We start from the raw sequence: 19933 nt of genomic DNA on the forward strand, positions 1-19933 counted from the left end.
CCACGCTAACATACCGACTGGAAACTGATCCAGACTACTGTCCAGAATTATGATCAGACTTTGGAACAGGCCCTTCGGTCTGGATCGAAACCGCGATCCACGAGGAGATTTCATGGCCATCCGCGTCGCTCATGTCGGCACCGGGAACGTCGGCCGACTGGCCTTGGCCGGACTGATCGAGAGCCCCCGCTACGAGCTGACCGGGGTGTGCGTCTCGACGCCCGGCAAGGTCGGCAAGGACGCGGGCGAGCTCGCGGGACTCGACGTCACGACAGGCGTCCGCGCGGTCGGCGACCTCGATACCCTGCTCGCCGCCGCACCGGACTGTGTCGTGTACTGCGCTATGGGCGATACCCGGATGCAGGACGCGATCGGGGATTGCCGCCGGATCCTGGCCGCCGGAGTGAATGTCGTGGGCTCGGCGCCGGGATTGCTGCAATATCCCTGGCAGGTCCTGCCCGAGAAGTACATCGCGCCGGTGGAAGCCGCTGCGCGAGAGGGCGGTTCGAGCCTGTTCATCACCGGCGTCGATCCCGGATTCACCAATGACCTGCTGCCCTTCGCACTGGCCGGAACCTGCCAGACGGTCGAACAGGTCCGCTGCATGGAGATCGCGGACTACGCCACCTACGACGGCGCGACCGTCATGTTCGACGTAATGGGGTTCGGCAAACCGCTCGACGAGGTCCCCATGCTGCTCCAGCCGGGCGTACTCAGCCTCGCCTGGGGTCCCGCCATCCGGCAACTGGCCGCCGGACTCGGCATCACCCTCGAGCAGATCACCGAGGACTACGAGCGCGTTCCCGCGCCGGAGGCGTTCGATATCGCGGCGGGCCACATCCCCGAAGGCGGCCTGGCCGCACTGCGATTCGAGATCCGCGGGATCGTGGACGGGCGGCCCGCGATCGTGATCGAGCATGTCACCCGGCTGCGCGAGGATCTGCGACCGGAGTGGACCCGGCCGGCGCAGGCGGGCGCTTCCTATCGTGTCGAAATCACCGGCGAGCCTTCGTATCTCGTCGACATCTGCCCCACCAGCCGCAAGGGTGATCACAACCACGCGGCCATCGTCGCCGCGGCGGGCCGCATCGTGAACGCCATTCCCGCCGTCCTCGGGGCCGCACCCGGCATCCGCACGACGCTGGACCTGCCACTGGTGACCGCGCCCGGCCGCTTCGCCGCGGCGGCTCCGCGCTGACGACTATTGCCGACGACCGGTGGCTAGAATAGCATTCGGACATATGTCCGATCTCTTGTCCAGTGCAGGGCGTACGCCGGAGCATCACGACCCCCGCGAGGCCGGCACGCTCGACCGGATCCTCGACTCGGCCCGCATCCTCGTCGCCCACCGTGGCTTCGAACGCCTCACCGTGCGCGACGCCGCCGCGGCGGCCGGGGTGACGGCCTCATCCGCCTATGTCTACTTCGGGTCCAATGCCCAGCTGATCTCGGAGATGTTGTGGCGCGGGCTGATCGCCTTGCCGACGACGCGCTCGGCGGCCAGGCGGCGCAAGTCCAAGAGCAGAGCCGACCTCCGGACCGAGGCGCTCCAGATCCTGGGCCTGCGGTCGCGCACCGCGCGCGAGGTCCAGCACCGCATCCACGCCGCGCTCGGCCCCGACGCGGACAACGCGGCCGTCCACCAGCTCGAAGCGCTGTACACGGCCGCGCTGTTCGATGCCGGAACAGGGTATGCCGCGGACTCGTTCGACGCCCGCTCCCCCGAGCAGGTGGTGCTCCGGATACTCGGCCGGCGCTGACCGAAGTAACGTCGGAACCACATCACGAAGGAGATAGCCATGAAGACACGCCTCAACTGCCCGTGCGGCGAGCACATTCGCGGGACCGACGAAGACGACCTGATCGAGAAGACCCGGGCCCACCTGGCCGAAAAACACCCCGATCACGACTACACCCGCGACGAGATCCTCTTCATCGCATACTGATTCGATCGAGGTGAGGCCAGCGCGCCTGCCCCGGATTCCGCATCGCGCGGAACCCGGGGCAGGGTGGTCCTACTTCGTCGGCAGCGCGTTCTGCAGGCCGCCCACCTCGGTGATCTTCCAGCCCGAGTCGCGGTCGATGACAAGCGAATAGGTGACGGTCGTCTGCGCGCCGTCTGGGGTCTGAGAACTGGTCGAGACCACGCTGAGGTAGGCGTTGACCTTGTAGATCCCACCGGACTCGAAAACGACGGCGGACGACAGCGGCGTCGCCTTCGAGGTCCACTGCAGCGGCAGGAGGATCTGCTCCAACTGCGGCTCGGTCGCCTCGAACTTCGCCGAAAGCTGCGGTGTGGTGGCGGATTTGAGCCGACCCAGCCAGGCCTTGATATCACGGTAGTCGATCGTCGACGCGCCGAGCGCGTAGTCCGACGCGATCTGTTCCGCGTGCCGGTCATCGGCAGCCTTGGACTCACCGACCGCGATCGTGGATCTGGCCGAGGTGTACAGCCACGCGAAGGTCACCGTCGACGCGATCAGAGCGAGGATGGCGACGCCGGTGAGCACGGTGGACAGCCGGATCGACAGCGTGCGAGGCCGCGGATCGCGGCGCTGCCGGTCGGTTTCGGCGGCACCGTCCGGCGGAGTATCTGTCCCGCACTCGCCTGTTGATCATCCGGTCGAATCGAACCGCCACCGGTGGTCGCCGAACCGCGTTGTTCGTCCGTGTCGCCGCGTCTCGGGGTGTGCTGGATCGTCGCCACAGGCGCTCCCCTCCGGTCCACACAGCCGCCTTCTTCCCGTGCCACGCGGGCGAGGCTATCATATGACGTGTACCACATTACAGACACCAGTCCAGAATTCTGCTCAGTTCGAGGGGCGCACCGCCACACCCCGGCGATCCGCGTCGTAGTGCTGAGTCAGACTCTCCCGCAAGGAATCTCGGGAGGCGATCGGAACGCCGGAGCGATCAGCTCTTGAAGCGTCCGGCGAAACTGCGCAGGGGTAGATCGGCGCTGGTGATGATGCCCGGACGCGCCGCGACGACCGATCGGAGCGCATTGAGGGCCGGGAGTCCGGTGACGGTCATGCCGATGGACGCGAAGTTCTCGGGGTTCGACAGGTCGAATCCCTTGGGCGGAAAGATCATGTGCTTGCTGTAGATGCTCGGGTCACCGGTGATCTGGGTGATGTAGCAGCCCTTGATGTTCCACGCGGGGTCGGTGTGGGGCGTCATCTGCCATTCGAGGTGGGACTCCACGCGCGCGACACCGTCGACCATGCCCTGGTATTTGATGTAGTTGGCCCCCAACGATCCCTTGGGCAGGACGTACCAGCCCAGATCGACGTCCTTCGTGCAGGCGCCGAGCTCGTAGCTGAAACGCACCTCGTCGAGGACGAGCCCGAACGCGTCGGCCATCAGATGGACCGAATCGGCGAAGACCGCGGTGTATTTGTAGAGCGAGTCCGGAATGGTCGGGTCGTCGATCGGGCGGCCGTATCCAACCGCCTTCCAGGTGTCGACCGAATGGTGGCAGGACACGTCCACCGATTCGGTGACCGTGACGTTCTCGATGTCGGCCACGTCGGCGGAGTGCACGATGCCGAGGATCTGGCATAGGCCCGGATTCATACCGGTGCCGTAGAAGGTCGACTTGCCACGCTCGCAAGCGGCCTGGATGACCTCGCTGACCTTGCGGCCGGACGGGTGCGAGTGGTTGGTGTCGCGGTGGAAGCCGGTGATCCAGTCCGCCGTGGTCACCACATTGATTCCCGCCTCGAGTACCTGCTCGTAGAGCGCTTCGTCCGGGAACACGCCATGGAAGGTGAGGACATCGGGACGGGCATCGATGATCTCGCGCACCGAACCGGTCGCGGTCACGCCGATCGGGCCGATGCCGACGATCTCGCCCGCGTCGCGGCCGATCTTCTCGGGCGAATAGCAGTGCAGCCCAACCAGTTCGAGATCGGGATGGTTGCGGATGCGGCCGATCATCTCGGTGCCGAGGTTGCCGGTCGCGACCTGGAAGACCCGGATCTTGTCGGAGGTGCTCATCAGTTGTTCCTTTCGGTGGGGTAGAACTGCCGTGCCCAGTCGCGCAGTGCGGTGAAGCCCTCGAATTCCTTGCGCGACAACGCCGGCGGATCCGAGTACCGCTGGTGCGCCCAGATCCGGATATCGGCCTCGAATTGTTCGATCACATACTCGGCCATGGCCTTGCCGTAGGTGGTGATCTCCGGACTGTCATCGCCGGGTTTGCGCCCGATCCACACGGTGAACCGGACATCGGAGGTGTACTCGTCGACCGGTGTCACCGCCGGCATCGTCCGGTTGTCGACCATGCCCCAGCTCTTGGTGATGGAGCAGCCCAGTCCGGCATTGATCGACTCCACCCCACTGTTGATCTCGTCCTCGGCCACGCCCGCGTCGAAGGCGATGGTGAAGTCGACGAACGACACCGGACCGGAGAAGTCGTGGCGGGTGAACTCCGGCACGAACGGCGTCTTGTGCACGAACGTGAAGTGCGCGAAGTCGACACCGTTCTCCAGCACGTACTGCGGATGCAACTCCAGATTCGGGCGGTACAGGGTGGCCGCCGGAACAGGCGGATAGTAGTCGGCGGCGGTCTTGCCGTCGCCGAACGCGGCGAAGAGGTCCGGTACCTCGAAATGCGGTGGGCGGCCGTCGATGTCGAACCAGATCCAAATTGCTTCATTGCGTTCCACCACGGGGTAGCTGCGGATGCGGCGGCCCTTGTTCGGGTGATTCTCGTAGGGAATGCACACATTCCGGCCCTCGCGATTCCACTCCCACCCGTGGAACGGGCACACCAGGTGCTCGCCGTCGACGTGACCGCCGTAGCCGAGGTGTGCTCCCAGATGCTCGCAGTAGGCGTCGAATACCGCGAGGCGGCCCGACGCCGATCGCCAGGCGACCATCTCGCGTCCGAAGTACTTCATGGTGTGCACCGCACCGACCACGATCTCGGTGGACCAGGCCACTTGGAACCAGCCCGTCGGCTGCATCGACAGGGGTGGTTTCGCCATCTCGATCCTCCTGGGCTGTCAAGGGCGACTCGACCGCGGTGGCGCGGCGATCCCTCGGCATCGGCGGCATCGAACACACGCGGCCACATCACCGTAGAACCGGCGCCACAGAAATACAAGAGCCCTCTTTGAAACTTGATCTCGCTGGTAGCCACTACAATCGGACCTCGTGACAGAGGCGGCAGTCGGCGGGCGCCGCGCGAACAGGCGCGGGATACAGTCGCGGGAGAGCATGCTCGAGGCGGCGATCGCCTCGTTGGCCACCGGCGATCCGGCCGCGGTCTCGGGCAATCGGATCGCCCGCGACATCGGCGCGACCTGGGGTGTGGTCAAGTACCAGTTCGGCGATATCGACGGACTGTGGGCGGCGGTGCTGCAGTACACCGCCGACAAACGCGGCGACCTGCCCGCCGCGATCGCCCGCGAGGGAACGCTGCGCGAGCGGGTGGGCGCATTGATCAACACGATGGCCGCGGGGTTGCGCAGGCCGGAGTCGCTGGCGATCGAGACGCTGCGGGCGGCGCTGCCACGCGACCACGTCGAACTCGAACGGGAGTATCCCCTCACCGCCGCGGAGCTCGCGTCGTGGAAGCCCAACTGGGACAAAGCCTGTCAGCGGGCCTTCGCCGACCTGGGATGCGATCCGGACAAGGTCCGCAAGGTGGCCGCGCTCATCCCCGCGGCCATGCGCGGCATCACCTCCGAACGCACCCTCGGCACCTACGGCGACCTCGATGACGCGCTGGAAGCGCTCATCGGCGGCATCGTCGCCTACCTGGAGAGCTGACCCGGGCTCAGGACAGCAGACGCCGCAGCAGCCGGTTGCCGAATCCGTAGCGCAGCAGGCCGTCGAGATCGCGAATCGTCTTCTCCGAGTACGGATACCAAATGCTCTCCCGCTTGGGCTGCCAGCGGTCGATGAGGATCGGCTGGGCGTGGGCGAAGCCGCGCAGCGCGTCGGTGCCGTTGACATGTCCGACACCACTGTCCTTGCGCCCGCCGAAGGGCGCCTCGGGGACGCCGTAGATCACGGCGGCGTCATTGTGGACGACCGAACCCGTGGTGAGCCGGGCGGCGATGCGGCGGGCCTTGGCCGCATCCCTGGTGAAAACCGATCCGCTGAGACCGTAGCGGGAGTCATTGGCGAGGCGGATGGCCTCCTCCTCGTCGCGTACGCGCATGATGGCCGCGACCGGACCGAAGGTCTCCTCGGTCATGAGGTCCATGGCATGGTCCGCGCCGACGACCACCGTCGGCTGGTAGTACAACCCATTGCCCGCGACGGGCGCGCCGCCCACGGGGATGTCGGCGCCCTTGGCCTTGGCGTCGTCGACGTGGCGGGTGACGATATCGAGCTGGCGGTCCCAGAACAGCGGGCCCAAGTCGTTATCGCCCGGACCGTAGGTGATCTCGGCGGCCTTGCGGGTGACCAGGCCGATGAATTCGTCGGCGACGGCCTCGACCACGTAGATCCGCTCGACGCTCATGCACACCTGGCCGGTGTTGAACATCGACAGGTACACCGCGCCGGCGGCGGCGCGTTCGAGATCGGCGTCGGCGCAGACGATCATGGCGTCCTTGCCGCCGAGTTCCAGGGTGCAGGGCAGCAGCCGTGCGGCGCAGGCGGCGGCGATCTTGCGCCCGGTGCCGACGCTGCCGGTGAAGCACACCTTGTCGATGTCCGAATTCACCAGGGCGGCACCGGTTTCCCCGTCACCGCGCAGGACCTGGACGACATCCTCGGGCACACCCGCCTCGTGCAGCACCCGGGCGACCCAGGCCCCGGACTCCGGCGTCACCTCCGAGGGTTTGAAGACCACGGCATTGCCCGCGAGCAGTGCCTGCACAACCGGATTGAGGGTCAGGACGAACGGGGCGTTCCACGGCGTGATGACACCGACAACGCCCAGCGGCTGATAGTGGATGTAGAGCTTCTTCACCGGACGCAGGTAGCCGTGCAGGCGCTGCCGGTGCGGGCGCAGATCGCGGCGCGCCCGGGCGGTCCAGTAGTTGAGGAAGTCGCAGGCGGGCACGATTTCCACGCCGAGGGCCTCGGCCCGCGGCTTACCGGTCTCGGCTCGGACGGTGTCGGCGATCTCCCCGCGGCGCGCGACGATCACGTCGATGGCGGCACGCACAATGGCGGCCCGCTCCCCGACATCGCGTGCGGCCCAGGCGGATTGGGCCGCTCGAGCGCGAGCGACAGCGCTGTCCACCTCGCCCGCGCCGTCGACGTCGAGTTCGCCGATCGGACTGCGGTCCACCGGACTGTCCAGTGCCAGCCTGCGGCGTCCCGCCTCGGTATCCGGGATTGCGCGAACGATGGCCATGTCATTCTCCTACATCGCAATTCGGCGTCCGAGACCAAACTGGACACTTGTCCGGACGGTACTACTGATACGTTGCCGCAGCAAGACCCCGTGCGCGGAGCATCGGCCGACCACGGTTTCAGGCTCGATCGATGCCCGCACCGGGCTGCGGAGCGCAGTACGTACGGATGACATGCTCCAGCCAGCGTTCCCTCGAGCGGATGGCTCGGCGGCTCACCTCGGCGGTGGAGACCATCCGATCGAAGCCGTGCCGGCATCCGGGATAGATCTCGAATTCGACCGGCACACCCAGGATCGGAGCCGCTCGAAGCCCAGACTCCTCTCATCGCGGAACGGCTCGAGATCGCCGACGTGGGTGAACGTCGGCGGCAACCCCCGCAGGTCGGTGGCCCGCGCGGGCGCCGCGTACGGAGGAACCCGGTCGGTGCCGTGGCGATCGCCGAGATGCTCCCATGCCGAGATCAGCGTCGTCGTGTCCCCGACGGCTGCGTCGTTGTCCCGCGCCGACTCGGTCGCCATCCGGTCGTCGATCATCGGATAGATCGGCATCGGGAAGGCGATGTTCACCTCGCCTCGGTCGCGGGCGAGGAGCGTGAGCGCGGTGGTCAGGCCGCCGCCGGCGCTCTCACCGGCGACGGCGATTACAGCGATCGCAGATCGGCGAGCTTGCCACTGAGCCGATCCAGATACCGCAGCACTTCCTCGGTGGAACGATCAGGAAGCCCGTAGAGCACGTCGGTGACACCGTCCGCCGCCCAGCGTGCGAGCTTGTCGGGATCCGGTGTGAAGTCCAGCGCCACGACTCGCGGTGATCCGGATCGCCCTGCGTCGGACCAGATCTTGCGCAACGACTCCAGCCGAGCCGAGATATCGGTTTCGGTCGGTGTGGTGATCCAGCCGTCGCCGGTGCGCGCGATCCACTGGAAGGTCTTCTCGGTGCCCGCGGCGCCGATGAGGACCGGGATATGGGACTGCGCGGGTTTCGGCCACGCCCAGCTCGGCCCGAAGCTCACGTGGTCACCGCTGTAGCTCGCTTCGTCCTGGGTCCACAGCTGCCGCATGGCCTCGACGTACTCGCGCAGCACGGTGCGCCGCTTGTTCGGCGGCACGCCGTGATCGGCGAGTTCATCGGTGTTCCAGCCGAATCCCGCGCCGAGGGTGACGCGACCACCGGACAGGTGGTCGAGCGTCGCGATGGTCTTGGCCAGCGTGATCGGGTCGTGTTCGACGGGCAGGGCGACGGCGGTGGACAGCTCGATGCGCTCGGTCACCGCCGCCGCCATGGCCAGTGACACCCATGGGTCGAGGGTGCGGGTGTAGCGGTCATCGGGCAGGGAGGCATCCCCGGTCGAGGGATGGGCGGCTTCGCGCTTGACTGGAATGTGGGTGTGTTCCGGTACGAAGAAGGACTGGAAGCCGCGCTCCTCGGCGGCCGCGGCCGCGGTCGCCGGGGCGATGCCGCGGTCACTGGTGAAAAGGACGATTCCGAATCGCATACGGGCACTATCTCTTTCGTGTTCGTTTCTCGCCCGGCTCAGCTCAGCGCCGCGGCCCGGCCCGCGCGGCGGCCGTAGAAGCTGCTGTCACCCAGCGAAGCGCCGCTGGCGTAGCCGCCGGTGCAGATGCCGGCCGTGCACCGACCGGCCGCGTACAGTCCGTGGATCGGCTTGTCCGCGATGTCGAGAACTCGGCCGAAGAGGTCGGTTCGCAGACCGCCCAACGGGAATCCCGCCGTGAATCCGCGCATGTCGAAGGCCGCGACCGGCGATCCGATCGGTTTCAGCCATTCCGGCTTCTTTCCCAGCAGCGGGTCCTCGCCGTTGCGGGCATGCTCGTTGTAGAACGAAACCGTTTGTTGCAGAGCGCTTTCCGGTAACCCCATCTCGTTCTCGAGTTCGGCGACCGTTTCGGCGACCCAGGTGGGCTGTGTCCGGAAGAACGGCGTGGCGGTTTCGGTCTCGCGGGCAGCCTCGTTGCCCTCGTCGTCGATGATCAGGTAGGCCTGATTGTCCTGCTCGATGAGGGTGGCCTGCCCGATCCGCCCCGGGTAGGTGTCCTCGGCGATGTAGCGCTCGCCGCGACCGTTGACCATGATGCCGCGGGCCAGCATCTGCGGGTCGCCGAAGAAGGCGACCTCGGTGGCGTCCATGGCCTCGACCTGCGCCCCGACCGCCTGCGCGACGCGGATGCCGATCCCGTCGTGTTCCTCGATCGCCGCCGCCGGACGCCCGATCAGGCGTGGCGCGTGGGTCGCGACCATCTCCTCGTTGTAGGCGAAACTTCCGGTGGCGAGCACGACGCCGCGGTGCGCGCGAATCGTCACCTCCTCTCCGTAGCGGCGTGCTACCACACCGACCACCCAGCCGGTGTCGTCGCGGATGAGACGCTGGATGCGGGTGTCGTATTCGACTCGCACACCGAGCTTTTCGGCGGTTTCGACCAGTGGCTTCATCAGCATGTAGCCGCCGCCCCGCTGACCGGTGCGCTTGTTCTGCATCTGCGGGACGTGACCGCGCGGCGCCGGCGCCACGATCGTGTTGAACGGTGCGGCGTTCTCACCGCCGGAGTACATCAGTCCCTCGTCGTGCGGAGGTTCCCAGCCGGGTTCGCCCCAGAACTCCTCCTTGAACCGCACCCCGCAGTCGACGAGCCACTGATAGTGGTCGATGCTGCCCTTGCAATAGTCGGCGATCCGAGCGTGGTCGGCGGTGGGCCCCACCGCGGCCAGGAGGAACGCCTCCATATTCTCCGGGCTGTCGTCGAATCCCAGCGCGCGTTGCAGCGGGGTGCCGCCGCCGAGGTAGACGAAGCCACCGGCCAGAGCCGCGGCGCCGCCCCAGCCGCCCGTGCGCTCGAGGAGGAGGACGTCGGCGCCGGCGCGGGCGGCCTCGATCGCCGCGCACACTCCGGCGATGCCGTACCCGGCGATGACGACATCCGCGCCGTCGGTCCAGTCGGAGACTTCCGACGCTGGTGTGGGCTCCACGTCTTTCGCGTCGACCATGGTCAGTTGCTGCCTTCTCGTTCGAGGGTGAACGTGATTCGCGCGCTCACGACTTCTTGCTCCGCTGCTGCGCCAGCACGGTGCCGACGGCGGTGTCGAGTTTGGTGCCGGCCGCCCATCCGATGTAGTGGCACAGGAAGATCGCGACCTCGCGCAGCTGCTCCTCGGACAGTTCGCCATTGCGCAGCGCCGCGCCGATCTGGATCTCGGCGACGTCGATGTGTCCCTGCGCCGACAGCGCGCCGAGCAGCAGCAGTCGCCGTTCGCGCACGGTCAGCGCGGGCCGCGACCAGATCTCGGCGAACAGGTGGTCCGCGGTGAGGGCGAAGTAATCGCCGGGACCGTCGGCGAATTCCCAGCCGTAGACTTCGCTCATCTTCGCGAGCCCCCGCGCGCGGGGGCTGTCGTCGGTAGCGGAATTTCCGGTCGCGGTCATGAGGGCTCCTTGTCGAGCAGCGGTCGGCCCACGCCGAGTCCGTCCGCCAGCCGGGTCAGTGCGAGTTCGGCCAACGGCAACGGCAGGTCGAGGCGCTCGCCGAGTGCGAGAGCGAGCGACAGGTCCTTCTCGCCGAGATTGCGCACGTGGGTGAGAATCGGCAGCCAGAAGTCGCCCGACGGGATCGGGGCGGTGGTGTCGCGCAACATGATCGAGCCCGGGCCGCCGGTCACGGCATCGGAATGCCGCACGACCTTCCCAAGATCGGTGATGCTCAGCCCGGCGGCCTCGGCCAGACACTGGGCCTCGGTGGCGGCGGTGAACGCGACGAAGTGGAGTAGGTTGCGCGCCAGCTTCATTCGCGTGCCCGCGCCAACCGGCCCGGCGTGCACGATCAGATCGGAAAAGCGTCCGAACGGACCTCGGACGAGTTCGAGCGCGGCGTCGCTGCCGCCGACCATGACGGCCAGACCACCGCGGGTGGCGGCGGCCGCGCCGCCACTGACCGGAGCATCGACGAATTCGACTCCGCGATCGGCGCATACGGCGGCGAGGTTCTCCGCCGTCCGGTCGCTGATGGTCGAGTGCACCGCGATGACGGTGCCCGGCCCGGCGGTGTTCAGAATCCCGGCCGGGCCGGTGACGACATCGATGACCTGAGCGTCGTCGATGACGGTGACGCTGATGAGCCGGGCGCGCGCGGCGAGCGCGGCCGGATCGGCGGCGCGGCTCGCACCCGCCTCGGTGAACGGCAACGTCGCCTCGGTGCGGACATCGCAGACCACGAGTCCGCCGGACCAGTCGAGCAACCGGCGCGCCATCGGCGCACCCATATTGCCCAAACCGATGAATCCGACCGGGGCGGAGGGTGATTCGGTCATCGGATGATCTGCCCGCCGTCGACATTGAGGATCTGGCCGGTGACCCATCCCGCGTCGTCGGAGAGCAGATACAGGCAGGCGCCCACCAGATCCTGCGGGGTGCCCATCCGCTTGATCGGAATGCGGGACACCATGTCCTTCACGATGCTCCCGGGGGTGACGGTCTGGGTGGCCTCGGTATCGATCGGTCCCGGCGCGATGGCGTTGACCCGGATCTTCGAGCCGCCCAGCTCGGTGGCGAGCTGCTGGGTGAGGCCGTTGATGCCGACCTTGGCCAGACCGTAGAAACCCGAGTACAGCCAGGCGGCCGTGGAGGACTGGTTCACGATCGAGCCACCGCCCGCGGCCACCATGGGCTGCCACACCGCACGCGTGACATTGAGCGCGCCGTCGAGGTTCACGCCCATGAACTTCTTGTAGTAGTCCCACGGCACGGTGAGCAGCAGGTCCAGTTTCATGTCGCCGTAGATGGCGGCATTGTTGACCAGATGGTTGATGGCGCCGAACTCGGAGACGGTGAATTCCGCCAGGGCCGTGGCGGATTCGGGATCGGAGACGTCGACCCGGCGGAAGACGGCGGTGCCGCCGGCGGCGGTGATCCGCTCGGCCGCCTCCTCGCCGCGCTCGGCGTTGAGATCGGCGACGACGACATTGGCGCCCTCGGCGGCGAGCGCGGCGGCGTAGGCCGCGCCGATGCCCTGTGCGGCGCCGGTGACGATGGCCGTACGCCCGGTGAAACGTGCCATGGTGGGTTCAACTCCTCGTAGTGGAATGTGGTGAATTCAGGCGGGGGTCGCGACCAATTTGGTCTCGAGGTACTCCTCGAAGCCCGCGACGCCCATTTCCCGTCCGATGCCGGAGTGCTTGTAGCCGCCGAACGGCGCGTCGGCGTGGTACCAGAGCCCGCCGTTGACACTCAGGGTTCCGGTGCGCACCCCCGAGACCACCCGCTCGATCCGCTCGGGATCGGTACCCCACACCGAACCCGACAGGCCGTACGGGGACTCGTTGGCCAGCCGGATCGCGTCGTCGTCGCCGTCGTGCGCGATCACGACGAGCACCGGGCCGAAGATCTCCTCCTGGGCGACGGTGGCGGTGTTGGCGACCCCGGTGATGAGGGTCGGTTCGACGAAGTACCCGCGTGCGGCGTTCTCGGGGCGGCCGCCACCCACCGCGATGTGGCCGCCCTCGGCGCGCGCGATCTCCAGATAACGCTCGACCCGCTCCCGCTGGCGCGCCGAAATCAAAGGCCCGCAGACGGTTCCGGGGTTGGTGGGATCACCGGCCCGCAGGCCGGACAGCGCTTCGATCGCGGCGGCGACCGCGTCGTCGTAGGCCGCCCTGGGCACCAGCAGCCGGGTGGTGAGCGCGCACCCCTGTCCGGCATGCACCGCCACCGAGAACGCGGTGTAGCTCGCGGCCGCGGCGATATCGGCGTCGTCGAGGACGATGGCCGCCGACTTGCCGCCGAGTTCCAGGAACGTGCGCTTGAGGGTGGCCGAGGCTGCGGCCATGACCGCTCGCCCGGTCTGGGTCGATCCGGTGAAGGTGATCATGTCGACCCGCGGATCCTCGACCAGCCGCGCGCCCAGACCGTGGTCGTCGGAGGTGACGATGTTGACCACGCCCGCGGGGATATCGGTGTGCTCGGCGATGAGCGGGCCGAGAACCGCTGCGCACCACGGGGTATCGGGCGCGGGCTTCAGCACGACGGTGTTCCCGGCGGCCAGCGCCGGGCCCAGCTTCGCCAGATTGATCTGGTGCGGGAAGTTCCACGGCGTGATAGCCCCGACGACGCCGACCGCCTCGCGGCGGATCACGCGGCGACTGGCGATGCCCATCTGCACCGCGGAGCCGAGATCGGTGTCCCACGTGTAGGTTTCGGCCAGGTCGGCCGCGAAGGACAGATCGGCGATCGGCCCCTCCAGCTGCGGTCCGCCGGTCAGCATGACCGGCGCGCCCACCTCGGCGACGGTGATCTCGCGCAGTTCCTCCACGTGCGCGCGCATCGCGTCACGCAGCTGCCGCAGGCAGTGCGCCCGAAAGGCATGGTCGCGCGACCACCCGGTCTCGTCGAAAGCGGCTCGCGCCGCGCCGATGGCCGCGTCCATGTCCGCGGCCGAGGCATTGGCCGCGTAGCCGAGAACCTCCTCGGTGGCGGGATTGATCGTCGCGAAGGCGCCCGAGCCGCCGGGCGACAACGTGCCACCGATCAGCAGGGACGTGCCCTCGGGAGGGACGAGGCCGTTCATGAGCAGACTCCGATACATGTCTGGACAGGTGTTCGGAATATAGTTTGGAAATCAGATCGAGCGCAAGCCACCGGAGACAACCGCGCCCCGCCGACGCCGATCGAAACCACGTTTCAACCTGCCCCGCAACGACATTCAGGGTTGCCGTTGTGGTGTACTACAGTCGGTGATACCGTCCAGACACATGTCCAGCTATGTGTCTTCCCGGCGAGCTCGTTCGGCCTGGTCACGGAAGTGCGCGCGACCGAAAGCGAGATATGCGTGATGACTTCGGCCTCCCTGGAACCGTTCACGTTCGACCCCTACGACTACCGCTTCCACGACGACCCCTACCCCACCTACCAGCGACTGCGCGCCGACGCTCCGCTCTTCCACAATCCGGAGCTCGACTTCTGGGCGCTGTCGCGCCACTCCGACGTCATCGCCGGTTTTCGCGACAATGGACGACTGTCGAGCGCGAACGGCGTCTCGCTGGATCCCGCGGCCTGGGGGCCGCACGCCCACCGGACCATGTCCTTCCTGGCCATGGACGACCCGCGCCATCTGCGCATGCGGCGGCTGGTCTACAAGGGCTTCACACCGCGGCGGGTCACCGAGATGGACAACCGCATCCACGAACTGACCCTCGAACACCTCGAGCCGGCCCTGGCGCGCGGAACCTTCGACTGGATCGAGGATTTCGCGGGCAAGCTGCCGATGGACGTCATCTCCGAACTCATGGGCGTACCCGGCCCCGACCGTGCCGAGGTGCGGCGGCTCGCCGACCTGGTCGTGCACCGGGAGGAGGGCGTGCTCGACGTGCCGGTGCCCGCCATCGAGGCGGCGCTGAACCTGATCACCTACTACGGCGACATGGTCGCCGACCGGCGGCGCAGCCCCACCGAGGATCTCACCTCCGCCCTGCTGGACGCCGAGATCGACGGCGACCGGCTGACCGACGAGGAGATCATCGGCTTCATGTTCCTCATGGTGGTCGCGGGCAACGAGACCACCACCAAACTCCTCGGCAACGCGCTGTATTGGGCGGCGCGCAACCCGGCCGAGTACGCCAAGGTGGTGGCCGACGCGGACCTGGTGCCGGATTGGGTGGAGGAGACTTTGCGCTACGACACCTCCAGCCAGATCGTCGCGCGCAGCGCCGCGACCGATATCGAGATGTACGGGCGCACAATTCCGGCCGGCGCGAAGGTGCTGCTGCTGATCGGCTCGGCCAACCGCGACGCGGACGTGTTCGAGGACGGCGACAGCTACCGGATCGACCGCGCCGACAAGGGCAACCTCGCCAGTTTCGGTGCGGGCGTGCACTTCTGCCTGGGCGCCCACCTGGCCCGGCTGGAAACCACGATCGCCTTGCGCGAGTTCGTCTCCCGCGTCCGCGACTACCGTCTCGTCGAGAGCGGTATCGAGCGGGTGCACTCGACGAATGTGCGCGGATTCGCCACACTCCCCATGACCGTCGAGGTCCGCTGATGCCACGATTCGAACCCCATCCCGACCGCCGGCCCGTTCTGATCGCCGGCGCGTCTTCCGGAATCGGCGCGGCCACCGCCGAGGCGCTCGCCGAACTCGGTTATCCGGTGGCGCTGGGCGCGCGCCGCGTCGAGCAGTGCGAAGCGCTGGCCGCGAAGATCGCCGGCAATGGCGGTGAAGCGTTCGCGCACCACCTCGACGTCACCGACACGGCCTCCGTCGATGCCTTCGTCACTGCGGCCGAATCCGCCCTGGGCGCAACGGAAGTCGTGGTGTCCGGCGCGGGTGACCTGTCATTCTCGCTGGTCCACGAAATGGACCCGGATCAGTTTCTGCGGCAGGTCAACGTCCACCTGATCGGTGTCCAGCGCCTGGCCCACCGCGTGATTGCGGGCATGATCGCCAGGCAGCGCGGCGATTTCGTCATGATCAGCTCGGACACCGCGAACAATCCCCGGCCGCGGTCGGGCGCCTACCCCGCGTCCAAGGCCGCCGTGGAAGTCATGGCGCGCCAGATGTGGATGGAACTGGAAGGCACCGGCGTCCGCGCCTCACTGGTCCGACCCGGTCCGACCATGACCGGCATGGGAATGGATACCACCGCCGAGATCATCGGGCCGGTGCTCGAGGATTGGGCCAAGTGGGGATTCGCGCGCCACCCGGAGATGCTGCGCGCTGCCAACCTGGCCGCCGCCATCGTCGCGGTCGTCTCCGCACCCCGCGGCGCGCACATCCAGCTCATCGAGGTGCAACCCGAAGCCCGAGTCCAGGCCACGAATTCCGGGAGCAACCGATGAAGATCATCGCCGATCTCGATCTGTGCCAGGGCCACGCCGCGTGCGAGGGCGAGGCGCCGGAGGTCTTCACCGTGCCCAAGCACGGCAAGGTCGAAATCCTCGACCCGAATCCAGGCCCCGAGGCCCGCGCCGCCGTCGATATGGCCATCCGTTACTGCCCCACCCGAGCGCTGTCGATCACCGACGGCGACGACTGACCACTCCGCGACCCCAGACCGAAAGGAAACTGCCATGGCCGATTTCGACCGCGCCGAACTCGACGAGATGGTGCGCCGCTGGCTGCAGGCCAACAAGGACTGCGAAGAGAAGGGCGACTGGCGACCGCTGGCCGACTTCTACACCGAGGACGCCACCTATGGCTGGAACTACGGGCCCAAACAGGAATTCATGGCCGTCGGACGCGACGAGATCCGCGATATCGCCGTCGGTTTGGAGATGGACGGACTCGAAGGCTGGACCTACCCCTACCAGGACTGGGTCATCGACGAGCGCACCGGCAACCTTATCGGCCTGTGGAAGCAGGTCTGTGAGAAGAAACGCGCCGACGGCCGCAACTACTCACCGGAAGGCATCGGCGGCAGCTGGTTCCGCTACGGCGGCGACTTCCAATGGTCGTGGCAGCGAGACTTCTTCGACTTCGGCAACGTCAGCGCGCTGTTCCTCGAGATGATCACCGACAACGCGCTCTCCGACGGCATGCACAAGCGCATCCGACGCGCGACCTCCGGCGAGAAGCTGCCCGGCTGGTACACCATCGGTGAAGCGCCGGTGCCCCTGTGGTGACCCCCGAATCCGGACGTCCCAGCGGTTTCGCGGACCTGACCCGGGACCAGCTCGCGGTCCTGGTGCCCGAACTGCTGCTCAGCGGGCACCTGATCGACCGCTCCGGGATGGCGCACAGCATCGCGGCGTTCGGCCGGGAGGGCATGGCCGCCGTGGCCATCGAGGAGTGGCAGGTGGCCAGCCCCGTCTACACCCGGCGGATGCAGCGCGCGCTCGGCTTCACCGGCGACAGCGTCGAGACCATCTTCAAAGGGCTGCAACTCGATATCGGCGCACCGCCGCAGTTCATGGACTTCCGGTACCGGGTGCGGGACCGCGACCACGGCGAGTTCTGGCTCGACCACTGTGGCGCGCTGGCCGACGTGGAGCCGATGGGTGAGGCGTTCGTCCGGTCGATGTGCCATGACATCGAGGACCCGACCTTCGACGCCACCGCGCTGGCGACCAACCCGCACGCCCAGGTGCGGCCGATCCACCGGCCGCCGCGGGTGCCGGCGGACCGGCATCCGGTATGCGCGTGGACCGTCACGATCGACGAGGCTCATGTGCCGCCGCCGACACCGGCAAACGCCGAGATCGCGGCCAACTCCCGGGCCGCGGGGGTCGAGCTCGACCCGATCGATCCCCTCGACCCCGGGATGGCGGACTACACCGGTCCCCTGCTGAGCGATTTGCGCTTCGCCGACTTCTCCCGGTCGGCGCTGATCCGCATCGCCGACGAGGTCTGTTTGCAGCACCACCTGCTGAACCTCGCGTTCCTCATCGCCGTCAACAGCCGCACGGATACCGATGCGGCGACCGAAATCGGCCGCAAGCAGTTCACCGGGATCGCGGGCCTCACCTCCGAACGCATCCGCAAGGCGCTCGGTCTCGGCGATGACGACGCCGCGCTCGCACGCGTGCTGACCTTGCATCCGGCATGGAACCCGTTGCGCTACACCGGAGCTCGTATCGACACCGGCGACATCGGTGTGCGGCTGCGCATTCCGAAGCAGAGCGGAGCCGCACAGGACCGGACCTGGCCCGCGCTCATCGACGCGACGCATCTCGCACCGCTCGAGGCCATGGCGCGCGGCGTCGATCCGCGCTACGCGGCACACGTGATCGGTGAGGACGAGAGCGAACTGAAGGTCTGCTTCCTCCGCGCCGACCAGCCCTTCGACGAATCCGGCGAGGTCGCCATCACCCGGTTCAGCACCGGCGCCGACTTCCGTTTCACCGATCGCGGCATTCCGCTGCCCTTGACCGTGATCTGACCCTCGAGAGACGAACTGCTATGGCCTGCAATTTCGCTGACCTGTTCGAGCACTCGGCCGACGCGATGCCCGATCGCATCGCGTTGATCCACGGCGACCGCCGGATCACCTACGCCGAACTCGACGCGCGAGCCAACCGATTCGCCGACCATCTCGCCTCCCTCGGACTCGGGGCCGAGGCGCATATCGGTTTCCAGATGCACAACAGCATCGAGACCATGGAAACCCTCATCGCCTGCTTCAAGCTGCGGGCGGTGCCGATCAATGTCAACTACCGCTACGGCGTCGAGGAACTGCGCTACCTCTACGACAATGCCGATCTCGCGGCCCTGGTGTACCACCGCGGCTATGAGCAGACCGCGCGGCAGGCGCTGACGCTGACGCCCCAGGTGCGTCACGCCCTCGTCGTCGACGATGATCTGGGCAGCGGGCACCTCGACAGCCGGGCGCAACCCTACGAAGCGGCCCTGGCCGATCGCTCGTCCGCCCGGCAGTCGGTCGACCGCAGCGGCGACGACCGATTCATGATGTACACCGGCGGCACGACCGGCGTGCCCAAGGGCGTGATATGGCGCCAGGAGGACATGTGGCGGGTGCTCGGCGGCGGCATCGACTTCTACACCGGTGAGCCGGTCGCCGACGAATTCCAGCAATCCCGGGTCGGCGCGCAGAACGAGCCCGGGACCTGGCTGATCCTGCCGCCGCTCATTCACGCCGCGGCGATGATGCCCACCTTCACGGCGCTGTGGACCGGCAATACCGTGGTGTTCGAATCGAAATTCGATGCGCCGCAGGTGTGGCGGACGGTGGAGCGAGAGCGTCCACAGGTCATGGTGATCACCGGTGACGCCATGGCCCGGCCGCTGCTCGACGCCTACCGCGACACACCGGCGGACGCGAGTTCGCTGGGGGCCATCGCCTCCGGTGCGGCGCTGCTGTCCCAGCCGGTGAAGAACGCTCTCCTGGAGCACTTTCCGTCGGCGGTGATCTCCGATTCCATCGGTTCGTCCGAAACCGGTTTCGGCGGCATCGGTTTCGCGACCAAGGACGACGATCCCGGACGCGGTCCGCGTGTGCGAACCGGCCGGGGCGCGGTCGTCGTCGATGAAACCGGACAGCCTGTCGCGGCCGGGCAGGAGGGCTGGCTGGCGAAGACCGGGTCCGTTCCGCTGGGCTACTACAAGGACAGCGCCAAGACCGAGCGCCTGTTCAAGACGGTCGACGGCAAGCGGATGGTGGTGACCGACGACCGCGCGCGCGTCGAGCCGGACGGCTCCATCACCCTCCTCGGCCGCGGCAACATGGTGATCAACACCGGCGGCGAGAAAGTGTTCGTGGAGGAGGTCGAAGGCGTGCTCAAATCGCACGAATCCGTCTTCGACGCCGTCGTCATCGGCATCACGCACGAACGCTGGGGACAGCAGGTCGCGGCCGTCGTCGCCGGAACCGGTGACGCCGCACCCGACTTCGAGGCGATGACCTCCCACGTGCGCCGCCACCTCGCCGGGTACAAGGTGCCCAGGACCATCTGGGTCGCCGAAACGATCGTCCGATCACCCAGCGGCAAACCCGATTACCGGTGGGCCAAGGACTACGCCTCGACACGGGAACCCGACCATCGGGTCGGCTCGTCCCGTTGATGCGTACGCGGCGCTCCCCGACCCTCGATCCGGTGCCGACAATGCCGCTCACCGACGCCGAAGCGGTCGCCGGGCACGGTGCGGGGCCGGATC

Annotated in this window: 22 protein-coding genes; 10 read left to right on the forward strand and 12 right to left on the reverse strand. The window is 67.6% G+C overall.

The features are described from left to right. Positions 1–112: 112 nt before the first annotated feature. The 3 genes from GLP40_RS16440 to GLP40_RS16450 are packed head-to-tail and all read left to right on the forward strand — an operon-like array spanning position 113 to position 1946. Positions 113–1198 carry an NAD(P)H-dependent amine dehydrogenase family protein gene (locus GLP40_RS16440; RefSeq protein ID WP_154788799.1) on the forward strand — a complete coding sequence of 362 codons (1086 nt, stop codon included), beginning with the start codon at positions 113–115 and terminating at the stop codon, positions 1196–1198. A 43-nt stretch (positions 1199–1241) separates the two neighbouring features. Then, positions 1242–1760: a TetR family transcriptional regulator gene (locus tag GLP40_RS16445; RefSeq protein WP_154788800.1), complete on the forward strand. Its 519-nt coding sequence runs from the start codon at positions 1242–1244 to the stop codon at positions 1758–1760. A 39-nt stretch (positions 1761–1799) separates the two neighbouring features. After that, on the forward strand, positions 1800–1946 hold the full coding sequence (locus GLP40_RS16450) for a DUF1059 domain-containing protein (RefSeq protein WP_154788801.1): 147 nt from the start codon (positions 1800–1802) through the stop codon (positions 1944–1946). Positions 1947–2015: 69 nt separating this feature from the next. Here the strand turns inward: GLP40_RS16450 and GLP40_RS16455 are convergent, their stop codons facing one another. The 3 genes from GLP40_RS16455 to GLP40_RS16465 all read right to left on the reverse strand — a co-directional run bounded on the left by GLP40_RS16455 (position 2016) and on the right by GLP40_RS16465 (position 4991). Next, positions 2016–2510 carry a hypothetical protein gene (locus GLP40_RS16455; RefSeq protein ID WP_328290243.1) on the reverse strand — a complete coding sequence of 165 codons (495 nt, stop codon included), beginning with the start codon at positions 2508–2510 and terminating at the stop codon, positions 2016–2018. Positions 2511–2913: 403 nt separating this feature from the next. Next, positions 2914–3999 (reverse strand): NAD(P)H-dependent amine dehydrogenase family protein, encoded by a 1086-nt coding sequence (locus GLP40_RS16460; RefSeq protein WP_154788802.1) that lies wholly within the window; start codon positions 3997–3999, stop codon positions 2914–2916. Next, positions 3999–4991, reverse strand: coding sequence for a Rieske 2Fe-2S domain-containing protein (locus GLP40_RS16465; protein ID WP_154788803.1), 993 nt, complete (start codon positions 4989–4991; stop codon positions 3999–4001). Before GLP40_RS16465 ends, GLP40_RS16460 begins: the two co-directional genes overlap by 1 nt. A gap of 169 nt (positions 4992–5160) precedes the next feature. Here GLP40_RS16465 and GLP40_RS16470 point away from each other — a divergent pair, with 169 nt between their 5' ends. Then, positions 5161–5778, forward strand: coding sequence for a TetR/AcrR family transcriptional regulator (locus tag GLP40_RS16470; protein ID WP_328290244.1), 618 nt, complete (start codon positions 5161–5163; stop codon positions 5776–5778). A gap of 7 nt (positions 5779–5785) precedes the next feature. Here the strand turns inward: GLP40_RS16470 and GLP40_RS16475 are convergent, their stop codons facing one another. From GLP40_RS16475 to GLP40_RS16515, 9 genes are all read right to left on the reverse strand, one after another. Continuing rightward, complete coding sequence (locus tag GLP40_RS16475; protein ID WP_154788804.1) at positions 5786–7321, reverse strand: aldehyde dehydrogenase family protein; 1536 nt, start codon at positions 7319–7321, stop codon at positions 5786–5788. Between the two features lie 118 nt (positions 7322–7439). Then, positions 7440–7607: a hypothetical protein gene (locus tag GLP40_RS16480; RefSeq protein WP_154788805.1), complete on the reverse strand. Its 168-nt coding sequence runs from the start codon at positions 7605–7607 to the stop codon at positions 7440–7442. Continuing rightward, positions 7535–7972: an alpha/beta hydrolase fold domain-containing protein gene (locus tag GLP40_RS35090; protein ID WP_407671614.1), complete on the reverse strand. Its 438-nt coding sequence runs from the start codon at positions 7970–7972 to the stop codon at positions 7535–7537. Before GLP40_RS35090 ends, GLP40_RS16480 begins: the two co-directional genes overlap by 73 nt. Then, the gene (locus GLP40_RS16490) at positions 7963–8817 is read right to left on the reverse strand and encodes an LLM class F420-dependent oxidoreductase (RefSeq protein WP_154788806.1); all 855 of its coding nucleotides are present in this window, start codon (positions 8815–8817) and stop codon (positions 7963–7965) included. Before GLP40_RS16490 ends, GLP40_RS35090 begins: the two co-directional genes overlap by 10 nt. A 38-nt stretch (positions 8818–8855) precedes the next feature. Continuing rightward, complete coding sequence (locus GLP40_RS16495) at positions 8856–10325, reverse strand: FAD-dependent oxidoreductase (protein ID WP_154788807.1); 1470 nt, start codon at positions 10323–10325, stop codon at positions 8856–8858. A gap of 46 nt (positions 10326–10371) precedes the next feature. Then, complete coding sequence (locus tag GLP40_RS16500) at positions 10372–10761, reverse strand: carboxymuconolactone decarboxylase family protein (protein ID WP_154788808.1); 390 nt, start codon at positions 10759–10761, stop codon at positions 10372–10374. Then, a complete protein-coding gene (locus GLP40_RS16505; RefSeq protein WP_154788809.1) occupies positions 10758–11642 on the reverse strand; it encodes an NAD(P)-dependent oxidoreductase in 885 nt (294 codons plus the stop codon). The genes GLP40_RS16500 and GLP40_RS16505 overlap by 4 nt, the downstream gene beginning before the upstream one ends. Further along, on the reverse strand, positions 11639–12388 hold the full coding sequence (locus GLP40_RS16510; protein WP_154788810.1) for an SDR family oxidoreductase: 750 nt from the start codon (positions 12386–12388) through the stop codon (positions 11639–11641). The genes GLP40_RS16505 and GLP40_RS16510 overlap by 4 nt, the downstream gene beginning before the upstream one ends. 36 nt (positions 12389–12424) lie before the next feature. After that, a complete protein-coding gene (locus GLP40_RS16515; protein ID WP_154788811.1) occupies positions 12425–13894 on the reverse strand; it encodes an aldehyde dehydrogenase in 1470 nt (489 codons plus the stop codon). Between the two features lie 264 nt (positions 13895–14158). On the opposite strand from GLP40_RS16515, the gene GLP40_RS16520 reads away from it, so the two are divergent. Genes GLP40_RS16520 through GLP40_RS16545 form a run of 6 tightly spaced genes read left to right on the forward strand, consistent with a single transcriptional unit; the run spans position 14159 to position 19840 of the window. Continuing rightward, positions 14159–15364 carry a cytochrome P450 gene (locus tag GLP40_RS16520; protein ID WP_154788812.1) on the forward strand — a complete coding sequence of 402 codons (1206 nt, stop codon included), beginning with the start codon at positions 14159–14161 and terminating at the stop codon, positions 15362–15364. Continuing rightward, a complete protein-coding gene (locus tag GLP40_RS16525; RefSeq protein ID WP_154788813.1) occupies positions 15364–16161 on the forward strand; it encodes an SDR family oxidoreductase in 798 nt (265 codons plus the stop codon). Before GLP40_RS16520 ends, GLP40_RS16525 begins: the two co-directional genes overlap by 1 nt. Further along, on the forward strand, positions 16158–16358 hold the full coding sequence (locus GLP40_RS16530; protein ID WP_154788814.1) for a ferredoxin: 201 nt from the start codon (positions 16158–16160) through the stop codon (positions 16356–16358). Before GLP40_RS16525 ends, GLP40_RS16530 begins: the two co-directional genes overlap by 4 nt. 34 nt (positions 16359–16392) lie before the next feature. Further along, a complete protein-coding gene (locus GLP40_RS16535; RefSeq protein ID WP_154788815.1) occupies positions 16393–16944 on the forward strand; it encodes a nuclear transport factor 2 family protein in 552 nt (183 codons plus the stop codon). After that, complete coding sequence (locus GLP40_RS16540; protein ID WP_328290245.1) at positions 16938–18200, forward strand: hypothetical protein; 1263 nt, start codon at positions 16938–16940, stop codon at positions 18198–18200. Before GLP40_RS16535 ends, GLP40_RS16540 begins: the two co-directional genes overlap by 7 nt. Positions 18201–18220: 20 nt before the next feature. Beyond that, entirely contained in the window at positions 18221–19840 is a 1620-nt protein-coding gene (locus GLP40_RS16545; protein WP_154788816.1) for an acyl-CoA synthetase, read from the forward strand. Positions 19841–19933: the final 93 nt, after the last annotated feature.

The organism is Nocardia aurantiaca, assembly GCF_009708175.1.
Lineage (GTDB): Bacteria > Actinomycetota > Actinomycetes > Mycobacteriales > Mycobacteriaceae > Nocardia > Nocardia aurantiaca.